This window comes from Streptomyces sp. NRRL S-920, from assembly GCF_000717945.1.
GTDB lineage: Bacteria > Actinomycetota > Actinomycetes > Streptomycetales > Streptomycetaceae > Streptomyces > Streptomyces alboniger.
The window spans coordinates 108,318-130,622 of record NZ_JODF01000025.1; the positions used below are offsets into that span (position 1 = coordinate 108,318).

The 22,305-nt window shown below is 75.0% G+C and carries 4 protein-coding genes; all 4 read left to right on the plus strand.

Annotated features, from left to right (window positions below):
• The first annotated feature begins 9 nt into the window (after positions 1–9).
• The 4 genes from IG54_RS0119485 (at position 10) to IG54_RS0119500 (ending at position 22,277) form a co-directional block, all read left to right on the plus strand.
• Complete coding sequence (locus IG54_RS0119485) at positions 10–19,980, plus strand: non-ribosomal peptide synthase/polyketide synthase (RefSeq protein ID WP_030785556.1); 19,971 nt, start codon at positions 10–12, stop codon at positions 19,978–19,980.
• 133 nt (positions 19,981–20,113) lie between these two features.
• Positions 20,114–20,317, plus strand: a complete 204-nt coding sequence (locus IG54_RS0119490) for an MbtH family protein (RefSeq protein WP_030785559.1) — start codon at positions 20,114–20,116, stop codon at positions 20,315–20,317.
• A gap of 131 nt (positions 20,318–20,448) precedes the next feature.
• Positions 20,449–21,033: a GNAT family N-acetyltransferase gene (locus tag IG54_RS0119495; protein WP_051819681.1), complete on the plus strand. Its 585-nt coding sequence runs from the start codon at positions 20,449–20,451 to the stop codon at positions 21,031–21,033.
• Positions 21,030–22,277: an MFS transporter gene (locus tag IG54_RS0119500; RefSeq protein WP_063756242.1), complete on the plus strand. Its 1,248-nt coding sequence runs from the start codon at positions 21,030–21,032 to the stop codon at positions 22,275–22,277. Before IG54_RS0119495 ends, IG54_RS0119500 begins: the two co-directional genes overlap by 4 nt.
• Positions 22,278–22,305 lie beyond the last annotated feature (28 nt).

A 22,305-nucleotide genomic window follows, 5' to 3' on the forward strand; every position in this document is an offset into this window, starting at 1 on the left:
CCGACGACCATGACGTCTTCGACCCCTTCGAACTCCGCTTCGAACTCCGCCTCGGATCCCGCTGACTCCGCACGTCAGCCCTCCCGCCCCTCCAGGCCCTCCCGGCAGGCCCGTGCCGAGGCCCTGCCCGAGGACATGCGGGAGGCGCTGCGTCGGCGGCTCGCCGGCCGGACCGGCGGCGCCGCCCCGGCCGCCCGGCAGGGCATCCCGCGCGCTGACCGGGACCGCCCCCTGCCGCTGTCCTTCGCACAGCAGCGGCTGTGGTTCCTGGACCGGCTGCGGCCCGGCGACGCCCGCTACAACAGCGCGGTCGCCCTGCGCCTCACCGGCACGCCGGACCAGGAGGCGCTGCGCGCGGCCCTGACCGCCGTCGTGGCCCGGCACGAGGCGCTGCGCACCACCTTCGAGGAGACCGAAGGACGCCCGGTGCAGCGCGTCCACCCGGCGGGCCCGGTGCCGCTGCCGGTCAGGGACGCGGGCGACCTGCACAAGGACCTCCTGGCCGAGTACTCCCGCCCCTTCGACCTGAGCAGTGGGCCGCTGCTGCGCGCCCTGCTGCTGCGCGAGTCCCCGACCTCCCACGTCCTGCTGCTGACGGCCCATCACATCATCACGGACGGCTGGTCGACGGGCATCGTCCTGGACGAGCTGTGCACCGCCTACGACGCCCTCGCGCAGGGCGCCGCGCCCGCCCTGCCACCGGTGGCCACGCAGTACCCCGACTTCGCGGCGTGGCAGCGCGCCCGGCTCTCGGGCGCCCGCCTCGACGGCGAACTCGCCCACTGGAGACAGCGTCTGGCCGGGGCGGTGGCGCCCGAGCTGCCCCTGGACCGGCCGCGGCGCGGCGAGGAGGCGGGCGAGGGCGCCGTCCACTCCTTCACCGTCCCGGCCCCTCTGACCGCGCGCCTGCGCGACCTCGCCAGGGAGCAGCACACCACCCTGCACACCGCCCTGGTCGCCACCGCCCAGGCGCTGCTGGCCCGCTGGTCGGGCCAGGACGACATCACCGTCGGCTCCCTCACACCCGGCCGCTCCCGCACCGACCTGGAACGCAGTGTCGGGTTCTTCGTGAACACCGTCGTGCTGCGCACCCCGGTGGAGGCCTCCGGGTCCTTCCGCGAACTCCTCGCCCTGGCGGCCGAGACGGTGGGCGACGCCTTCGCCCACGGCGACACCCCGTTCGAGCGGGTCGTGGAGGCGGTGGGCGCGCCCCGCGAGGCGGGCCGCAACCCGCTGTTCGACGTGATGGTCCTGCTGCACCCCGACCCGCCCGCCGCCACCGCCCCGCGCGGGCTCACCGTCACCCCGGTCACCGTGCCCCGGCAGGCGGCCACCTTCGACCTGAGTATCGAGTTCGTGCCGGACGGGGCGGGTCTGACCGGCCTCCTCGAGTACCGCACCGACCTGTTCGACGCGGCCACCGCCGCGCGGATGGCCGGACAGCTGATACGTCTGCTCGAAGGAGCCTGCGCCGCGCCGGACCGCGCCCTTGGCAGCCTGCCGCTGCTCTCCGAGGAGGAGACCCGGCGGGTCGTCCGCGACTGGAACCCGGCCCCGCTCCCCGTCACGGACACCATCCACCCCGAATTGTTCGAGCGCCGCGCGGCCGAGGCCCCCGACGCCCTCGCGCTCGTCGCGGGCGGCGAACGGCTGGACTACGCCACGCTCAACGCCCGCGCCAACCGGCTCGCCCACCACCTCATCGCCCGTGGCGCGGGTCCCGAACGGCTGGTCGCACTGCGGCTGCCGCGCACCGCCGACATGATCGTCGCGATCCTCGCCGTCTGGAAGTCCGGCGCCGGCTACCTCCCTGTGGACCCGGCCCTACCGGAGGAGCGGGTCCGGTTCCTCCTTGACGACGCCCGCCCGGCCCTGGTCCTCGACGAACCGGTCCTGCGCGCCGTGCCCGTGGACGCCCCGGACACCGACCCCACCGACGCCGACCGGCGCGCCCCACTGGCGGCGGACCACACCGCGTACGTCATCTACACCTCCGGCTCCACCGGCCGGCCCAAGGGCGTCACCGTCACCCACCGCGCGGCGGCGCACCTGCTCGCCGCCCACCGGGCCGGGTTCGTCGCCGAGGCGGGCGGCGGCCCGCTGCGGGTCGCGCTCACCGCGTCGTTCTCCTTCGACACCTCCCTCGAAGGCGTGCTGCTGATGGCCGACGGCCACCCGCTGCACCTGGTCGACGAGACCACCCGGATGGATTCGGCCGCGCTGGTCGAGTACGTCGTCGAGCACCGCGTCGACTTCCTCGACGTCACCCCGTCCTACCTGCGGCAACTGCTGCCCGCCGGACTGCTCACCGACCCCCGGCACCACCCCCGCGTCCTCATGCTCGGCGGCGAGGCGGTCGGCCCCGCGCTCTGGCGCGAGCTGGCCGCCCACCCGGACGTGACCGCCCACAACTTCTACGGCCCCACCGAGTGCACGGTCGACGCCCTGTCCTGCCGTATCGACGGCGGGGACCGCCCGCTGGTGGGCCGCCCCCTGCCCGGCGTACGGGCCTATGTGCTGGACGACCGGCTCCAGCCGGTGCCGCCCGGCGTCGGCGGCGAGCTGTACCTGGCGGGCGGCCAGCTCGCCCGGGGCTACGCCGGACGGCCGGGGCTGACCGCGGCCCGCTTCCTGCCCGACCCGTTCGGCGGACCGGGGGAGCGGATGTACCGCACCGGTGACCTGGCCCGCTGGACCGCCGACGGCCGTCTCGACTACCTCGGGCGCGCCGACGACCAGGTCAAGGTGCGCGGCCACCGCATCGAGCCCGGCGAGATCGAGGCCGCCCTGCTCGCGCTGCCCGCCGTCGCCGCCGCCGCGGTCGTCGCCCTGCCCGACGCGCACGGCCACACCCGCCTCGCCGCCTACGTCGTCCCCGCGCCGGGCGCGTCCCGGCCCGCCCCCGCCGACCTGCGCGCGGCCCTGCGCGAGGTGCTGCCGGACGCGCTGGTCCCGTCCTCCTTCACCTCGCTGGACGCGCTGCCGCTGACCACCAGCGGCAAGCTGGACCGCCGAGCCCTGCCCATGCCGGAGAACACCGCGCAGGAGCGGGAGTTCGTCGCCCCGCGCACCCCCGACGAGGAGACCCTGGCCCATATCTGGGCCGAGGTGCTCGCAGTGACCCGGGTGGGTGTCACGGACAACTTCTTCGAGCTGGGCGGCGACTCGATCCTGAGCATCCAGGCCGTCTCCCGGGCCCGCGCCGCGGGCCTGCACATCGGTTCGCAGGACGTCTTCCGCCACCAGACCGTCGCCGACCTGGCAGCCGCCGCCTCCCGCCGCACCGCCGCCGTGCCCGCGCCCCGCCGCCCGCACCAGGACGGGCCCGCCCCGCTCACCCCCGTACAGGAGTGGTTCTTCGCCACGCACGGGCCGCTGCGCCACTTCGCCATGTCGATGCTGCTCGACCTGCCCCACGACCTCGACGAAGGGGCCCTGGACCGGGCGCTGCACGCCGTGGTGGCCCGCCACCCGGCCCTGTGCACCCGCTTCACCTCCACCGACGGCGCCTGGCGACAGCACCCCGGCACCGGCCCCGCGACCGGACTGCTCACTCGCCACGACCCCGAAACCCCTCCCGCCGAGGCCGCGGAAGCGGCCCGCGCGGCCCTGGACCCGGCGACCGGCACCCTGCTGCGCGCGGCCCTGCTGCCCGGCGGTGAACGCCCGCAACTCTTCGTCGCCGCCCATCACTTGGCGGTGGACAGCGTCTCCTGGCGGGTCCTGCTCGCCGACCTGGAGCACGCCTACCGCCAAGCCGCTGCCGGTGCGGAACCGGCGCCCGAACCCGAGCACACCCCCTTCACCGACTGGGCGCGGACCCTCACCGAACGCGTCCGGGCAGGCGACCTCGACGACGACCTGACCCACTGGAAGCGCGAGACGGCGACGCCGCGCACCCCGCTCCCCGTCGACCTGCCCGGCACCCCGCTCGCCGGGTCCGTGCGCACCGTCCGCACACGCGTGGACCGGGAGACCACCGAGGCACTCCTGCGGCGGGTACCGGGCGCGTACCGCACCCAGGTCAACGACGTCCTGCTGAGCGCGCTGGGCCGGGTGCTCGCCGACTGGACCGGCACCGACCGGGTGACCGTCGCCCTGGAGGGCCACGGCCGCGAGGAGGAACTGGACGAGGGCGCCGACCTGTCCCGCACGGTCGGCTGGTTCACCACCCAGTACCCGGTCACCCTGACCCCGGCCGGACCGGACGACTGGGGGACCACCCTCAAGTCCGTCAAGGAACAGCTGCGCGCCGTGCCCCGCCGCGGCCTGGGCTACCAGGCGCTCGGCCACCTCGGCTCACCGCGGCCCGAGGCCCGAGCGCTCGGACAACTGCCGCTGCCCGACGTGTGCTTCACCTACCACGGGCAGTGGGAAGCACCTGCCGGAGGCGACTTCGCGCCCGTCGCCGACGTCCCCGGCCGGGACATGGACCCCGACGCGCCCCTGGACCACCTCCTCGACGTGTCCGCCCTGGTGACCGACGGCGAACTGGAGATCACCTGGCACTACAGCGACCAGGTGCACCGCGAGGACACCGTCCGCGACCTGGCCGCGGGCATGGCGCGGGCGCTCGCCGCCATCGCCGAGCACTGCGCCCGCCCCGGCGCGGGCGGCCGTACACCCTCCGACTTCCCGCTGGCCCGCCTGGACCAGGCCGGTGTGGACCGGCTCGTCGGCGACGGGCGGGACGTCGAGGACCTGCTGCCGCTCACCCCGCTCCAGGAGGGCATGCTCTTCCACCGTCTTGTCGGCGGGGACGACGACGTGTACGTGGACCAGGCCGCGCTGCTCCTGGAGGGCGTGAGCGACCCGGACGCCCTCGCCCTGGCCTGGCAGCGGGTGACCGACCGCACGCCCGCCCTGCGCACCTCGGTGGTGTGGGAGGGCGTCCCGGTGCCGCTCCAAGTCGTGCACCGCCGGGTCGAAGTCCCCCTCACCCAGCTGGACTGGCGCGAGCTGGACCCGGCGGAGCGGGCCGAGCGCCTCGACCGGCTGCGCGCCGACGACCTCGCCCGCGGCCTCGACCTGGGCACGGCGCCCCTGATGCGGCTCACCCTCGTCCGGCTCCCCGACGCCCGGCTGCACCTGCTGTGGACCTCCCACCACCTGATCCTGGACGGCTGGAGCCTCGCCCAGGTGCTCACCGAGGTGTCGGAGGAGTACGCGGCGCTCACCACCGGCGCCGAACCCCGGCCACCGGCCCGACGGCCGTTCGGCGACTACGTGCGCTGGCTGGCCGGCCAGGACACCGAGGCCGCCCACGCGCACTGGCGCACCGCCCTCGACGGGTTCGCCACCCCGACCCCGCTGCCGGCCGACCGCGTCCGGCGCCCCGGGCACGAGACCCGCTCCGCCGAGGTGCACACGTGCGCGCTGTCCGACGAGGTCTCCGCCCACCTGGCGCACTCCGCCCGGTCGGCCGGGCTCACCCTCGGCACCGTGGTGCAGGGCGCCTGGGCGCTGCTCCTGTCGCGCTACAGCGCCGAACGGGACGTGCTGTTCGGGACCACGGTCTCCGGGCGGCCCGACGACCTGCCCGGCGCCGAGTCGATGGTGGGCATGTTCATCAACACCCTGCCCACCCGCGTCCGCGTGGACGGCAACCGCACCGCCGCCGCCTGGCTCAGGGACCTCCAGGAGGAACAGGCGCAGGCACGGCGCTTCGCGGCGGTGTCCCTCGCCGAGCTGACCTCGCTGAGCGACGTACCGGCCGGCAGCCCCCTCTTCGACAGCATGGTGGCCTTCGAGAACTACCCCTTCGACGAGGCGCGTTCGGCCACGACCGGGATACGCCTCGCCGACGTCTCCTCCCGGGACGCCACCAACTTCCCGCTGGTGCTGCGGGCCTACCAGGGCGAACGGTTCGGCTTCGACCTCGCCTACGACCCCGAACTGTTCGACGCGACGACCGTACGCGCCCTCGGCGAGCGGCTCTGCCTGCTGCTCACGGAACTGGCCGACGACCCCGAGCGGCCCGTGCGCTCCCTGGCCTGGACCACCGCCGAGGAACGTCGGCGGATGCTCACCGACTGGAACGGCACCGAGGAGGGCCGGCCAGCCGACACACTGGACGCCCTGTTCGCCGCCCAAGCCGCCCGCACCCCCGACGCCGAGGCCGTCACGTGCGGCGACGAACGCCTCGACTACGCCACCCTGGACGCACGGGCGAGCCGTCTCGCCCACCGGCTCGCCGAACTCGGCGCCGGGCCCGAGACGTTCGTCGCCCTCGCGCTGCCCCGCTCCGCCGACCTCGTCGTCGCGGTCCTCGCCGTCCTCAAGACCGGCGCCGCCTATCTGCCCATCGACCCCCGGCTGCCCGGGGAGCGCGTCCGGCGGATGCTCGCCGACGCCGGTCCCGTCGCCCTGGTCACCACGCGGCAGACCGCGGAGGGCGTCCCCGACGTGCCCCACCTGCTGCTCGACGACCCGCTGGTGCGCGCCGACCTCGCCCGCCGCCCGGCCGCGGGACCGACGGGACGCGCGCTGCCCGAGAGCCCCGCCTACGCCATCTACACCTCCGGCTCCACCGGTACGCCCAAGGGCGTGATCGTTCCGCACGCCAACGTGGTCAGGCTCTTCACCCGCACCCGGCACTGGTTCGGCTTCAAAGCCGATGACGTGTGGACGCTCTTCCACTCCTACGCCTTCGACTTCTCGGTGTGGGAGCTGTGGGGCCCGCTGCTGCACGGCGGCCGTCTCGTGGTCGTCCCCGAGGACACCGCCCGCTCCCCGGAGGACTTCCTGCGACTGCTCGCCGACGAGCAGGTCACCGTGCTCAACCAGACGCCGTCCGCGTTCTACCCGTTGATCCGCGCGGATGCCGAACTCCCGCATATTGGCGACCGGTTGGCGCTGCGTACGGTCGTCTTCGGCGGCGAGGCCCTGGACGTGGGCAGGCTCGCCGACTGGTACGCCCGCCACGCGGACACCGCGCCCCGTCTGGTGAACATGTACGGCATCACCGAGACCACCGTGCACGTGACGTACGCCGGTCTCGACCGGCGGGCCGCCCGGTCCGGCACCCTCAGCCCCATCGGCACCGGCATCCCCGACCTGCGGCTCTACGTCCTCGACGACACGCTCCAGCCGGTACCGCCGAACGCGGTGGGTGAACTGTTCGTGGCCGGTGAGGGGGTGGCGCGCGGCTACCTGAACCGGCCCGGACTGACCGCGACCCGGTTCCTCGCCGACCCCTTCGGCCGGCCGGGTACCCGCATGTACCGCACCGGGGACCGGGCGCGCTGGAGGGCCGACGGCACCCTGGAGTACCTGGGCCGCGCCGACCAGCAGGTCAAGATACGCGGCTACCGCATCGAACCCGGCGAGATCGAGGCCGCCCTGCACACCCACCCCGGCGTCGGCGCGGCCGCCGTCGGCGTATACGAGGACACCGCCGGAACCCGCCGCCTCGTCGCCCACGTCGTCGCCACCGCCACCGGCACGGGCGGCACCGGCGTCGGGGAGTGCGCCACGCCCCCGCCCGCCGCCGAACTCCGCGCGCACCTCGAAGGCCTGCTGCCCGCGCACATGGTGCCCGCCGCCTATGTGCCGATGGCCGCGCTGCCGCTCACCGCCAACGGCAAGCTCGACCGGCGCGCCCTGCCCGCCCCCGGCCCCGACGGCTTCGCCGCCGACGGTACGCGGACCGCGCCGCGCACCCCCGCCGAGCGGCTCGTCGCCGCCGCCTGGACGGACGTACTGGACACCGCCGAGGTCGGTGCCGACGACGACTTCTTCGCCCTCGGCGGCGACTCCATCCTCGCCGTCCGCGTCACCTCCCGGCTGCGCGCCGCCTTCGGTACGGAGGTCTCGCCCCGGCTGCTGTTCACCCACCCCACGCTCCGCGACCTCGCCGCCGCCCTGGGCCAGCCGGGTGGAGCGGACACCGCCGACGTCATCCCGGCCACCGCCCCCGACGCCCCGGCGCCCCTGTCGTACGCCCAGCAACGCCTGTGGTTCCTCGACCGGTTCGAGCCGGGCGGTACGGAGTTCACCACCCTGTCCGTGTTGCGGCTGCGCGGCCCGCTGGACAGCGCGGCTCTGCGGACCGCCCTGGACGGCTTGGTCGCCCGGCACGAGGCGTTGCGTACCACGTTCGCCGAACACGACGGCCAGGCGCGGCAGATCGTCCACCCGCCCCGGCCCGTGGACCTGCCGGTGCTCGACCTCCCGGCCGACGCCGCCCTGGACACCCTCGTGGACCGGGTCGCCGCCGCTCCCTTCGACCTGGCCGCCGGCCCCCTGCTGCGGGCCCACCTGGCGCGCTTCGCCGCCGACGAGCACGTCCTCGTCCTGGCCGTGCACCACATCGTCACCGACGGCTGGTCCATCGGCGTACTGGCCCGGGACCTCGGCGAGCTGTACGCGGCCGCCCTGGAAGACCGCCGCCCCGAGCTGCCCGCGCTGCCCGTCCGCTACAGCGACTACGCGGCCTGGCAACGTTCGCGCGCCGACCGCGCCGAGAACGAACTCGCGTACTGGCGCCGGGCTTTGGACGGCGTAACCCCGCTGGACCTGCCCACCGACCGGCCGCGCCCGGCCGTCCGCACCCGCGACGGCGCCCTGCTGACCTTCACCCTGCCCGCCGCACTCACCGAGCGGCTGCGCGAGAGGGCCCGGGAGGCCGACGCCACCCTCTACATGACGTTGGTGACCGCCTGCCAGACCTTGCTCGCCCGGTGGGCGGGACAGGAGGACGTCACCGTCGGCACCGTCACCGCGGGACGCGAGCGGTCCGAACTGCACGACCTGGTCGGCATGTTCGTCAACACCCTGGTGTTGCGCGCCAAGGTCCGCCCCGGTGTGCCCTTCCGGGAACTGCTCGCCGAGGTGCGCGACACCGTCCTGGAGGCGTTCGCCCACCAAGAGGTGCCCTTCGAGCGCGTGGTGGACGCCCTCCAGCCCGAGCGGGACACCAGCCGCACCCCGCTGTTCCAGGTCATGGTCGCCCTGCACAACCTCGGCGCCGAGCCGCCCCGGCTGCCCGGCCTGACAGCGGAGCCGGTCACCCCGCCGGTGCGCGTCGCCACCTACGACCTCGCCTTCGACTTCGTGGAGGGCGAGGACGGACTCACCGGCCACCTGGAGTACAACACCGGCCTGTTCGACACCGACACCGCCGAACGCCTGGCCGCCCGGCTGCGCGTCCTGCTGGAGGCCGTCGCCGAGAACCCCGGGCGGGACGCCGACCGGCTGCCGCTGATGAGCGACGACGAGCGGCAGCGCGTACTGCGCCAGGGGGAGGGCATACGCCTGCCCGAACCGGACACCACCTTCCCCGCCCTGTTCGAGGCCCAGGCCGCCCGCACCCCCGAGCGCACCGCCCTGGTCGCCCGCGACACCACGCTGGACCTCGCCGCGCTCAACCAGCGCGCCAACCGGCTCGCCCACCACCTCATCGCCCAGGGCGCGGGCCCCGAGGACGTGGTCGCCGTCCGGCTGCCGCGCACCTCCGAGTCGATGGTGGCGCTGCTCGCCGTCCTCAAGGCGGGCGCCACCCTGCTCTGCCTGGACCCCGCGCTCCCCGCCGAACGGCAGGACTTCCTCCTCGCCGACGCCCGCCCGCACACCCTGCTGACCGGCCTCGACGCGGTCCCGTGGGACCGGCTGCCCGCCCACGACCCGACCGACGCCGACCGCGTCCGGCCGCTGCTGCCCGCCAACACCGCCTACCTCATCTACACCTCCGGCTCCACCGGCCGCCCCAAGGGCGTCGCCGTCGAACACCGGCACCTGGTCAACCTCTGCCACGACCACCGCACGGGCCTGCTCGCCCCGCACACCGCCGACGGGCAGCGGCTGCGGGCCGCGCTCAGCGCCTCCTTCTCCTTCGACACCTCCTGGGAGGGACCGCTGCTCCTCGCCCTCGGCCACGAGGTCCACCTGATCGACGAGGACGTACGCCTCGACCCGCAGGCGTTCTGTGCCCACATCGCCGACCACCGCCTCGACCTGGTCAACGTCACGCCGTCCTACCTGCGTGAACTCACCGCCGCGGGACTGCTCGCCGCGGGCCGCCACCACCCGCGCCTGCTGCTCGTCGGCGGCGAGGCCGTCACCCCGGCCGTCTGGCGCGACCTCGTGCGCGCCGAACAGGACCTGGGCGTCGCCGTGTACAACATGTACGGGCCGACCGAGACCACCGTCGACGCCGTCTACGGCCGCTGCGCCGACCAGCCGCACCGCCCGGTCATCGGCCGCCCCGGCGGCAACCTGCGCGCCTACGTCCTCGACGCCGCCCTGCGCCCGGTGCCGCCCGGCACGCCCGGCGAGCTGTACCTGGCCGGGGCGCAGGTGGCCCGCGGCTATCTGAACCGGCCCGGCCTCACCGCCACCCGCTTCCTCGCCGACCCGTTCGGCCCGCTCGGCGAGCGGATGTACCGCACCGGCGACCGGGCCCGCTGGGACCGGGAAGGGCTCCTCGAGTTCCTGGGCCGGGCGGACGAGCAGGTCAAGATCCGCGGGTTCCGCATCGAACCAGGCGAGGTGGAGGCCGCCCTCCTGGACCAACCGGACATCACCGATGCCGCCGTCGCCGCCCGCGACAACGCGGGCCGCCTCATGCTCGTCGGCTATGTCGTGCCCGCCACCGACCGCGTCCCGTCCGCGGACGCCCTGCGCCTCGCGCTGCGCCGTACCCTGCCCGACCACATGGTGCCCGCCGCGTTCGTCCCGCTGACCCGCATCCCCCGCACCACCAGCGGAAAGACGGACCGGCGCGCCCTGCCCGCCCCGCCCGCACAGCCCGACAGCGGCACGCCCTACGTCGCCCCCCGGGCCGGCACGGAGGAACGCCTGGCCGCGATCTGGGCGGAGGTGCTCGGTGTCGAACGCGTCGGCGCCCGCGACAACTTCTTCGCGCTCGGCGGCGACTCCATCCTGAGCATCCAGATCGTCTCCCGCGCCCGGCAGGCCGGACTCGCCCTCGCCACCAAGGACGTCTTCCGCCACCAGACCGTCGCCGAACTCGCCCTGTGCGTACAGGAGTCGGCGCCGAAGCAGGACACCGCCGAGGAGCCGGCCGAGGCGCCGCTCACCCCGATCCAGCGCTGGTATCTGGACGGCCGCACACCCGGGCAGCGCCTCCGGTTCACCATGACCCAGCGCCTCGAACTCGCCCCGGGCACCACCGGCCCGACGCTCCAGGCCGCCACCGACGCCCTCGTACGCCACCACGCCGCCCTGCGCACACGGTTCCGCCACACCGCCGACGGCTGGCGCCAGGACGTCCTGCCCGAGGCGCCGGATGGCGTCTTCACCCGGCACGACACGGCCGGCCTCGACGACACGGCACTGGAGGCCGAGGTCCAGCGGCTGACGGACGAGGCGCAGGCCGCCCTCGACCCCACCGCCGGGTACGTCTTCCGCGTACTGTTCTTCGACCGCGGCCCGGGGTGGCCCGGACAACTCGTCATCACCGCACACCACTTGGTCATCGACGGCGTCTCCTGGCGCATCCTGCTCGCGGACCTGGAGACCGCCCAGCGGGCGGCGGCGCTCGGCCGGCCCGTGGAACTGCCCCCCACCGGCACGTCCTACGGCCACTGGGCCGCCCGGCTCGACCGGCACACCCGATCCGGCGCACTCGACGCCGACCTGCCGTACTGGACACGCACCGGCACGGCACCGGCCGCCCTGCCCGCGGGCCGACCCGGCCCCAACACCCACGGAACCGCCACCACCCTCTCCGTCACCCTCGACGAGCGGACCACCGAAGCCCTGCTGCGCGCGGTTCCGCAGACCTACCGCACCCAGGTCAACGACGTCCTGCTCAGCGCCCTCGGCCGCACCCTGGCCCGCTGGTGCGGACGCGACACCGTCCTGCTCGGCGTCGAGGGCCACGGCAGGGAGGAACTGTTCGCGGACGTCGACCTGTCGCGGACCGTCGGCTGGTTCACCGCCGAGTTCCCGCTCGCCCTGCGCGTCGCCCCGGACGCCGACTGGCACGACACGCTCCGCTCGGTGAAGGAGCAGCTGCGCGCGGTGCCGCTGCACGGCCTGAGCCACGGCGCCCTGCGCCACCTCGTGCCCGGCAGCCCGCTCGCCGGGGCCCCCGCCCCGCAGGTCGGCTTCAACTACCACGGCCAATGGGACACGGACGGCGGCTCCGACGGCCTGCTGCGCGCCGCCCTGCCTCCGGCCGGCCGGGACACCGACCCGGACGAACCCCGGCCCTACCTCCTGGACATCACCGGCGTCGTCCAGGAAGGCAGGCTCGAACTCGGCTGGACCTACCCCGCCGCCGTCTACGACCAGAGCACCGTCCACCGGCTCGCCGATGACATGCTCGCGGCCCTGCGGGAGATCGTGGCCCACTGCGCCGACCCCGAGGCGGGCGGCCGCACCCCCTCCGACTTCCCGCTCGCCGGCCTCGACCAGGAGCACATCGACCGGCTCCTCGGAACAGGCCGCCACGTCGAGGACGTCCTGCCGCTCACCCCGCTCCAGTCCGGCATGCTCTTCCACGGCCTCGTGGACACCGAGCACGCCTACTTCGACCGCACGGCCGTACGGCTGTCCGGCGTCGCCGACCCGGGGGCCTTCGCCGCCGCCTGGCAGCACGTCACCGACCGCACCCCGGCGCTGCGCACCAGCGTCCACTGGCACGGCCTGCCGCACCCCGTCCAGCTCGTCCACCGCCACGCGGAACTGCCCGTCAGCCACCTCGACTGGCGTGCGCTCACACCCGCCGAGCGCGCCGCAGCGACCGAACGGCTCCTCGCCGAGGACCGCGCGGCCGGCATGGACCTCGCCACGGCCCCGCTCACCCGGCTCACCCTGGCCGCCCTGCCCGGCGACGAGGTGCTCCTCGTGTGGTCCACCCACCACATCGTCCTCGACGGCTGGAGCACCGGGCAGCTGCTCACCGAGGTCTGCGAGCGCTACGCCGCGCTCACCGGCGGCCCCGACCAGGCGCCTCCCGTACGGCGGCCCTTCGCGGACTTCCTGCACTGGCTGCGGGAGCAGGACGAGACGGCGGCGGAGCGGCACTGGGCCGAAACCCTCGCCGACTTCAGCGCCCGGACCCCGCTGCCGTACGACCGCACACCCGCCGAGGCCCACCGCGCCCGTTCCGCCGCGGCCGTCCACCACGAGCTGGACGCCGGGGCCTCGCGGCGCCTGCGGGAGACCGCCGCCCGCGCCGGGCTCACCGTGAACACGGTGGTGGAGGGCGCCTGGGCGCTGCTCCTCGCCCGCTCCGGCGGCCGGGACGACGTGGTCTTCGGCACCACCGTGTCCGGCCGCCCGGCCGAACTGCCCGGCGTCGAAGGCATGATCGGCATGTTCATCAACACGGTGCCGACCCGGGTCCGCATACCCGCGGGGCCGGTGCTGCCGTGGCTGCGCGACCTCCAGGAAAGGCAGAGCGACGCCCGCCGCTTCGACTTCCTCGCCCTGTCCCGTATCCAGGCCGTGAGCGAGGTCCCGTCCGGCGAGGCCCTGTTCGACAGCATGGTGGTGTTCGAGAACTACCCCGTGGACGAGTCGGCGACGGCCCGCACCGGGGTCCGGGTCGAGGAGGTGCGCGCCGACGACGCCACCACCTTCCCCTGGTGCCTCCGCGCCCACCTTGGCGAACGGCTCGGCTTCGACCTGGCCTACGACCCCGACCTGTTCGACCCCGCCACCGTCCAGCGCGCCGCGGCGCGCCTCGCCGGACTGCTCACCGCCCTCGCCGACGGCTTCGACACCGACCTGACCGACCTGGACGTGCTCGCTCCAGCCGACCGCGAGCTGCTGGCCGCCTGGAACACCACCGCCCGCCGGGCCGCGCCGCGCAGCCCCGTCGACCTGTTCACCGAGCAGGTTCGCCGCACCCCGGACGCCCCCGCGATCCAGGAGGGCGAACGCGGATGGACGTACCGTCAACTCCACGACTGGGCAAGCGCGCTGGCCCACCTGCTCCGGGTCGGTGGTCTGGCCCCCGAGGACCGGGTGGCGCTGCTCCTCGACCGCTCCGCCGAACTGGTCGTCGCCCAGCTCGCGGTACTCATGGCCGGCGGCGCCTACGTCCCCGTCGACACCCGCGCCCCCGAGGAGCGCCGCCACACCCTGCTCGCCCAGGCGGGCGCGACCCGCCGACTCACCGCCACGGAGGTGACAGCGGCCCGCACCGGGACCACGCAGGCGTACGCACACCTCGCCGCCGATCCCGACCAACTGGCGTACGTGATGTTCACCTCCGGGTCCACCGGCCTGCCCAAGGCGGTTGCCGTGCGGCACCGGGACGTGGCGGCGCTCGCCACCGACAGCCGGTTCGCCGACGGAGTGTGCGACCGCGTGCTGCTGCACTCGCCGGTGGCGTTCGACGCCGCCACCTTCGAGGTGTGGGCACCGCTCCTCAACGGCGGCTGCGTCGTCGTGGCCCCGGGCGGCGTCGACGCGGCCTCGCTGCGCCGGCTCGCCGCCGACGGCGCACTCACCGCGCTGTGGCTGACCGCCGGACTGTTCCGGCTCCTCGCCCAGGACGCGCCCGACTGCTTCCGCGGCCTCGCGCAGGTGTGGACCGGCGGTGACGTCGTACCGGCGCAGGCCGTGCGCCGGGTCCTCGACGCCTGCCCCGGCCTGACCGTCGTGGACGGCTACGGCCCCACCGAGACCACCACCTTCGCGACCAGCTTCGCCCTCTCCGACCCGGCGGCGGTCCCCGGCACCATCCCCATCGGACGCCCGCTGGACGATATGCGGGCCCTGGTCCTCGACGCCCGGCTGCGGCCCGTTCCGCCGGGCTGCCCGGGCGAGTTGTACCTGGCCGGCGAGGGCGTTGCCCGGGGCTACCTGGGCCGCCCCGGCGACACGGCCGGCCGCTTCCTCGCCGACCCGCTCGGCCCGCCCGGCGCCCGCATGTACCGCACGGGCGACCTGGCCCGGCGGCGCCCGGACGGCACCGTCGAGTTCCTCGGCCGCGCCGACGACCAGGTGAAGATCCGCGGCTTCCGGGTGGAGCCGGGCGAGGTCGAGGCCGCCCTCGCCGCCCACCCGGGCGTCGCCGACGTGGCCGTCCTGGCCCGCGAGGACCGCCCCGGCGCCAAGCGGCTCGTCGCCTACGTCGTCGGACCGGCCGGCCGGGACGCCGAGGAACTGCTGGCCTTCGCCGCCCGCACCCTGCCCGACTACCTCGTACCCACCACCGTCGTCCCGCTCGCCGCGCTGCCGCTCAGCCGCAACGGCAAGGTCGACCGGGCCGCCCTGCCCGCGCCGGACGCCCTGCCGGGCCCCGAGCGGGTCGAGCCCCGCACCGAGGCCGAGCGCCGCACGGCGGACGTTTTCGGCGAGGTCCTCGCCAGCGAACCACCCGGCGTGGAGGACGACTTCTTCCAGCTCGGCGGCGACTCGATCCTCAGCATCCGGCTCGCCTCCCGCCTCGCCGAGACCTTCGACACCGACCTCACACCGCGCGCGGTCTTCACCCACCCGACACCGGCCGCCCTGGCCCGCCTGCTCGGCGAGCGGCGGGGATCCGGCCGCGCACCGCTCGTCCCGGTCGCCCGAGACGCGGTCGCTCCGATGTCACACGCCCAGCAACGCCTCTGGTTCCTGCACGAGTTCGAGCCCGGCGGCGCCGAGTACGTCACCGCGCTCGCCCTGCGGCTGCGCGGCACCCTGGACACCGACGCGCTGCGCGCCGCCCTCGGCGCCGTGGTAGCCCGGCACGAGTCGCTGCGCACCACCTTCGACAGCGTCGACGGACACGGCATCCAGCGCGTCCACCCGCCCCGCGACGTGCCACTGCCCCTCCACGACCTGTGCCGACTCGGCGCGGCGGAGCAGGAACCGGCCGTGCGCCGCCTGCTCGCCGAGGAACGCGTCCGCCCCTTCGACCTGCGCGAGGGCCCGCTGCTGCGCATCGGCCTGATCCGGCTCGCCGAGCACGACCACGTACTCACCCTCGCTCTGCACCACATCGTCACCGACGGCTGGTCCACCTCCGTCCTGCTCGGCGACCTCGCCCACTTCTACCGCTCCGAACTCGGCGTGCGTACAGGTGAATTGGCGCCGCTGCCGGTGCAGTACGCCGACTACTCCCACTGGCAGCGCACCACCGGCGACACCGAGGCCGAGGAGGACCTCGCCTACTGGAAGGAGCAACTGGCCGACACCGCGCCGCTGGAGCTGCCCACCGACCGGCCACGGCCCGCGGTGCGCACCAGCGCCGGCGCGACCACCCGGCTCGTGGTGCCCGCCGCGACCGCCCGGCGCCTCACCCGGCTCGCCCGGGACCACGGCACCACCTTGTTCACCACGCTCGTGGCCGCCGCCCAGAGCTACCTCGCCCGGCTCTCCGGCACCGAGGACATAGCCGTCGGCACCGTCAACGCGGGCCGCGACCGGCCCGAGACCCAGGCCCTCGTCGGCTTCTTCGTCAACACCCTGGTGCTGCGCTCCCGGGCCGGGGCCGACATGCCGTTCACCGGGTTCCTCGGCGACGTACGGCAGACCGTGCAGGACGCCTTCGCCCATCAGGACGTGCCGTTCGAACGGGTCGTGGACGAGGTGCAGCCCGTCCGCGACACCAGCCGCAGCCCGCTCTTCCAGGTCATGGTCGTCCTCCAGAACACCCCGGCCGTCGCCCTCTACCTGCCCGGCCTCGACGCCACCGACGTCGAACCGGAGTCGGAGCAGGCCGCGTTCGACCTCACCCTGGAGTTCGCCGAGACCGACTCCGGTGAGCTGCACGCCCTGCTCACCTACAACACCGACCTGTTCGACGCGGCCACGGCCGAACGGATGGCGGGACAGCTCGGCACCCTGCTGCACGCCGTCGCCGAGGACCCCTCCCGCCCACTCGGCGCGCTGCCGCTGGCCTCCGACGACGAGCGGGAGAACCTGCTGGAGCAGGGCCGGGGCATCTTCGGCCCGGTGCCCGAATCCACCTTGCCCGCCCTGTTCGAACAGCAGGCGGCACGCACCCCGGACGCCGTGGCGCTCATCGACGGCGACCGGGAGTTGACCTACGCCGACGTGGACCGGGCCGCAAACCGTCTGGCCCACCGGCTCGTCGGGGGCGGCGTCGGACCCGAGCGCGTCGTCGCCCTCGCGCTGCCGCGCTCCGCGGCCGCCGTGGTGGCACAGCTCGCCGTCGCCAAGGCCGGCGGGGCCTTCCTGCCCGTGGACCCCGACTACCCGCCGCAGCGAAGGGAGTTCATGATCCGGGACGCGGGCGCCCACCTGGTCCTCGACGACCCGGCCGAGGTGTGGTCCACCGAGGGGCCGGACACGGCACTCACGGACGCCGACCGCACCACGGCGCTCACTCCCGCCCATCCCGCCTACGTCATCTACACCTCCGGCTCCACCGGCACGCCCAAGGGCGTCATGGTCACCCACCGGGGCCTCGCCTCCTTCGCCGCGGCGGCCGCCGAACAGTACGCGGCGGGCCCTGGCGACCGGGTCCTCCAATTCGCCTCCCCGAGCTTCGACGCCTCCGTCCTCGAACTGTGCGTCTCCCTGCTCAGCGGCGCCGCGCTGGTGACGGGAGAGGAAGGGCCACTGGTCGGCGAGCGGCTCGCCGAGGTGCTCGCCGAGCGGCGGGTCAGCCACACGCTGATTCCACCGGCGGCGCTGGCCACGCTCCCGTCGGAGACCGCCGCAGCCCTGCCCGGCCTGCGCACCCTGATCGTCGGCGCCGAGGCCTGCCCGGCCGACCTGGCCGACACCTGGGCCCCCGGCCGCCGCATGGTCAACTCCTACGGCCCCACCGAGGCCACCGTGGTCGCCACCTGGACCGGCCCGCTCACCCCGGGCACAGGCACCCCGACCATCGGCCGCCCGTCCGGCGCCACCCGCGTGTACGTGCTCGACGCCGCCCTGCGCCCCGTACCGCCCGGCGTGACCGGCGAGCTGTACATCGCCGGGCCCGGCCTGGCCCGCGGCTACCTGGGCAGGCCGCGACTCACCGCGCGACGGTTCCTGCCCGACCCGTTCGGCGCGCCGGGGGAGCGGATGTACCGCACCGGGGACCTGGTCCGCTGGACCGCCGACGGCCAACTGCGGTTCGCCGGCCGCACCGACGACCAGGTCAAGCTGCGCGGCTTCAGGATCGAGCCCGGGGAGATCGAGAGCGCGCTGCGCCGCAGCCCGCTGGTGCGGGACGCGGCCGTGGTCGTCCGCGCGGGGGAGGGGCCCGGCGCACCGGCCAGGCTCGTCGCGTACGTCGTACCGGCACAGCCGTCCGGCACCGGCACCCCGGGCACGGAGGCGTCCGGAACCGCGCTGCCCGTCGGGGAGCTGCGGCTGCACCTGGCCGGGTCGCTGCCCCCGCACATGGTGCCGTCGGTCTTCGTACCCCTCGACCGGCTGCCGCTGACCCCGAACGGCAAGACCGACCGGCGCGCACTGCCCGCGCCCGGCCCCGCCCAGGCCGCGGACGGCCCGCGGACCGCGCCGCGCACCGACACCGAACGCCGTATCGCCCGTATCTGGGCCGACGTGCTCGGCATCGAGGAGGCCGGCGCCGACGACAACTTCTTCGCGCTCGGCGGCGACTCCATCCTGAGCATGCAGGTCGTCTCCCGGATGCGCCGCGACGGACTGCACGTGGCGACCCGGGACCTGTTCACCCACCAGACCGTCGCCGAACTCGCCCTCGTCGTGCGCACCGCGCCCCGGCCCTCCGCCGACGGCCCGGTCACCGGCGAGGTACCGCTCACCCCGATCCAGGAGTGGTTCCTGACCACGCCCCGCGCGGCCCACCACCACTTCAACCAGTCGGCGCTCCTCGAACTCGACGGCCGCCCCGACCCGCGGACGCTGAGCACCGCCCTCGACGCCCTGCTGGAGCACCACGACGCCCTGCGCATGTGCTTCACCCAGGACGAGCACGGCTGGCGGCAGTTCAACCCGCCGCCCGCCGCGGGCCACGACATCCTCGTACGCCACGACCTGACGGGTCTGTCCGCCGAGGAGGCCGACGCCGCGATGGCGAAGGCCGCCGACGAACTCCACGCGAGCTTCGACCTGGCCCGCGGCCCGCACCTGCGGGCGGCCCTGTTCACCGGGGACCCGGACCGGCCCGCGTACCTCCTCCTCGTCGCCCACCACCTGGTGGTGGACGCCGTCTCCTGGCGCGTCCTGCGCGACGACCTGGAGACGGCCTACCGGCAGGCCCTCCAGGGCGACCCGGTCGCCCTGGGCGAGCGCGGCACCAGCTTCCGCACATGGTCCCGGCGCCTGGCCGCGCACGTCGCCGAGGGCGGCCTGGATCACGAACTGCCGCACTGGGAGCGGACGGTGGGCGCCGAACCCGCCCCGGCGGACCCGGCCACGGCAACCGGCGAGGGACCGGCCGCCACGGTGAGCGTGGAACTCGACGAGGACGACACCACGGCCCTGCTGCGCTCCGCGCCCACCGCCTACCGCACCCGGGTCAACGACGTCCTGCTCACCGCGCTCGCCCTGGCACTGGCCCGCTGGACCGGCCACGACCGCGTCCGTCTGGACCTGGAGGGCCACGGCCGGGAGGACCTGCTGGACGGCGTCGACCTCTCGCGCACCGTCGGCTGGTTCACCACCGTCTACCCCGTCGCCCTCCAGGTGCCCGACCCCGGCGACCTCGGCCAGGACCGCGACTGGCGCTCCCTGGTGAAGTCGGTCCGCCGCCAGCTGCGCGCCGTGCCCGCCAACGGCATCGGCTACGGCGCCCTGCGCACCTTCGGACCGCCCGAGGTCCGCGAACGCCTCGGCGCCCAGGCACACAGCCAGGTGGTGTTCAACTACCTCGGCCAGTGGGACGCACGCCCCGAGACGGCGGACGGCGGCCTGGTCCGCGCCGAACACGGCTCGTTCGGACAGGACCACGACCCGCGCGACCCCGGCTCGCACCCGGTGGAGGTGGTGGGCGCGGTGCAGCACGGCCGGCTCGCCTTCACCTGGCACCACCGGCCGGGCCTGCACGCCACGGCGGCCGTGCGCCGGGCGGCCGAGGACTTCGCCGAGGCCCTGCGCCACCTCGCCCGGCACGCCCGGGGAGGCCGATGACGCCACTGCGCCCCCGCGAGGCACCGTCCCGGCGGACCGCCCGGCACGGCCCTCACGCACCCCGCGCCCCGACCGCCCGTACCCCGTCAACCGAGCCACGACCCCCCTGAACCGAACCGTGAAAGAAGGCGACATGGACGAGAACACCCGCTACCAGGTGCTGCGCAACGACGAGGAGCAGTACTCCCTCTGGCCCGCCGACATCGAGGTGCCCGCGGGCTGGCAGCCCGTCGGGAAGGAGGGTACCGAGGCCGAGTGCTCCGCCTACGTCGACGAGGTCTGGACCGACATGCGGCCCAAGAGCCTGCGCGAGCGCATGGAGAACACCCCGGCCTGACCGACCCCGCCCGCACCCGCACGCCGGGCCGGCCGCACCCGCGCCGGCCCGGCACCCCCACGCGTCGCCGTACCGGCGCCCCACCGCCCTCGGCCCACCAACCGCACGGCATCACTCCCGAGGAGCCCGCCATGACCCCCGAACTGCACACCGAACGCCTGCACTTCCTCCCGTACCGACCCGAGCACGAGGACCACTTCGTCGCGCTGCTGCGGGACGCGGAGGTGTGCCGCTGGATGGGCCAGGACCTCGTGCCCGAACCGCAACTGCGTGAGGTGTTCCGCGCCATCCTCACCGATGTCTACCCCACGTGCCGGTTCGACGTGTGGGGCCTGTGGCTGGGCGGCGACTACGTCGGGCACGCCGAGGTGAAGCCCACCGGCAACGTCGACGGCCATGAACTCATCACCGCGCTCGCCCCCGCGTACTGGGGGCTCGGACTGGGCGGGGAGGCCGTACGAGGCCTGCTCCGGCACGCCGCCGACAACCTCGGGCTCAGCCAGGCGTACGGCATGGTCGGCGCGGAGAACACCGCCAGTCTCGCCCTGTGCCGCCGACTGGGATTCCGCCACGTCCGGGATGTCGTCGCCGACGACGGCTCCGTCACGAAAATGATGGTCATCCCGACGGACCCGGGCCCTGGCGGTGCGGCAGGCGCGGACATGGCCGGCGCGGAAGGCGGGGCCGGGACCGCGTCGGCGGGGGATCCGCTGTGAGCCGGCCGTCCGTCGGCGAGGGCAGCGCCGAGACGGACGGCGACCGGTCACCGGGGCTGTGGCGCAACCGCGACTTCAACCTGCTGTGGAGCGGGCAGTGCCTGTCCGACCTCGGCGGCGCCATGCTGGAACTGGCGCTGCCGCTGCTCGTGCTCCAGCAGACCGGGTCCCCCGCGCAGGCCGGGCTCGTCGGCACCGCCGGACTCGTCACCACCTTGGTGTGCCGGCTGCCGGCCGGTGTCCTCGCCGACCGCCTCGACCGCCGCCGCCTGATGATCATCTGCGATGTGCTGCGGCTCGCCGGGTACGCGCTGCTCGGCTGGGCGGTGGCGGCGGGCGCCGCGAGCCTGCCGGTGATCGTCGCGGTGGTGATCGCCGGTGCCGCCGCCACGGCCGTCTTCAGCACCGCCGAGCACGCCTCGGTGCGCAACCTGGTCCGCCCCGACCAGCTCACCGCGGCCGTCGCCCGCAACGAGGCGCGGGCGTACGCCGTCTCGCTGACCGGTCCGCCGCTGGGCGGCGTGCTGTTCGGGCTCGGCCGCGCCCTGCCCTTCCTCGGCAACGCGCTGAGCCACCTGCTCTCCCTCGTGGCCGTCGCCTGTATCCGGCGGCCTCTCCAGGAGGTCCGGCGGGAAGCGGCCAAGACCGCCGCCGCCTCCGCGGCTCAAGGCCTGCGCTTCCTCCTGGGACATCCCTTCCTGCGCGCCCTGCTGGTGATCGCCGCGCCGCTGAACATGGCCTTCACCGGCATGATCTTCGCGATGACGCTCGCCCTGCTCGACGCGGGCGTCACCCCGGCCCTGGTGGGTCTGGCCGGCACGATCTTCGCGCTGGGCGGCTTCCTCGGCGCCCTCGTGGCCCCCGCGCTCCAGCGGCGGTTGCGGCTGCCCCTCTTGATGCGGTTGCTGTGCTGGACGACGGCCGTGCTGATGGCGGTGAGCGCGCTGCTGGCGGGCAGTGTGACGGCCGCCATACCGCTGGCCGCCGCGGTCTTCCTCGGGCCCACGGCGAACGCGGCGCTCTTCGCCCACCAGGCCGCCGTCACACCGGACCGCCTGCAAGGCCGCGTGGTGAGTTGCGTGCTGCTCGCGGCAGGCTCAGCCGCCGCGCTCGCTCCCGCCCTGGCCGGCGCCCTCCTGGCCCGTTTCAGCCCGACCACGGCCATGCTGGTCTTCCCCGCCCTGGTGACCGTCGCCGCGGTGACGGCCACGCGCAGCAAGGGCATCCGGAGCATGTCCGGCTAGGGGCTTCGCGCACGATCCCGCCCGCACA

Excerpts from the sequence above, each read along its gene's own strand:
- IG54_RS0119485 (WP_030785556.1), top strand. The coding sequence starts at position 10 with ATGACGTCTTCGACCCCTTCGAACTCCGCTTCGAACTCCGCCTCGGAT.
- IG54_RS0119490 (WP_030785559.1), top strand. The coding sequence starts at position 20,114 with ATGGACGAGAACACCCGCTACCAGGTGCTGCGCAACGACGAGGAGCAG.
- IG54_RS0119495 (WP_051819681.1), top strand. The coding sequence starts at position 20,449 with ATGACCCCCGAACTGCACACCGAACGCCTGCACTTCCTCCCGTACCGA.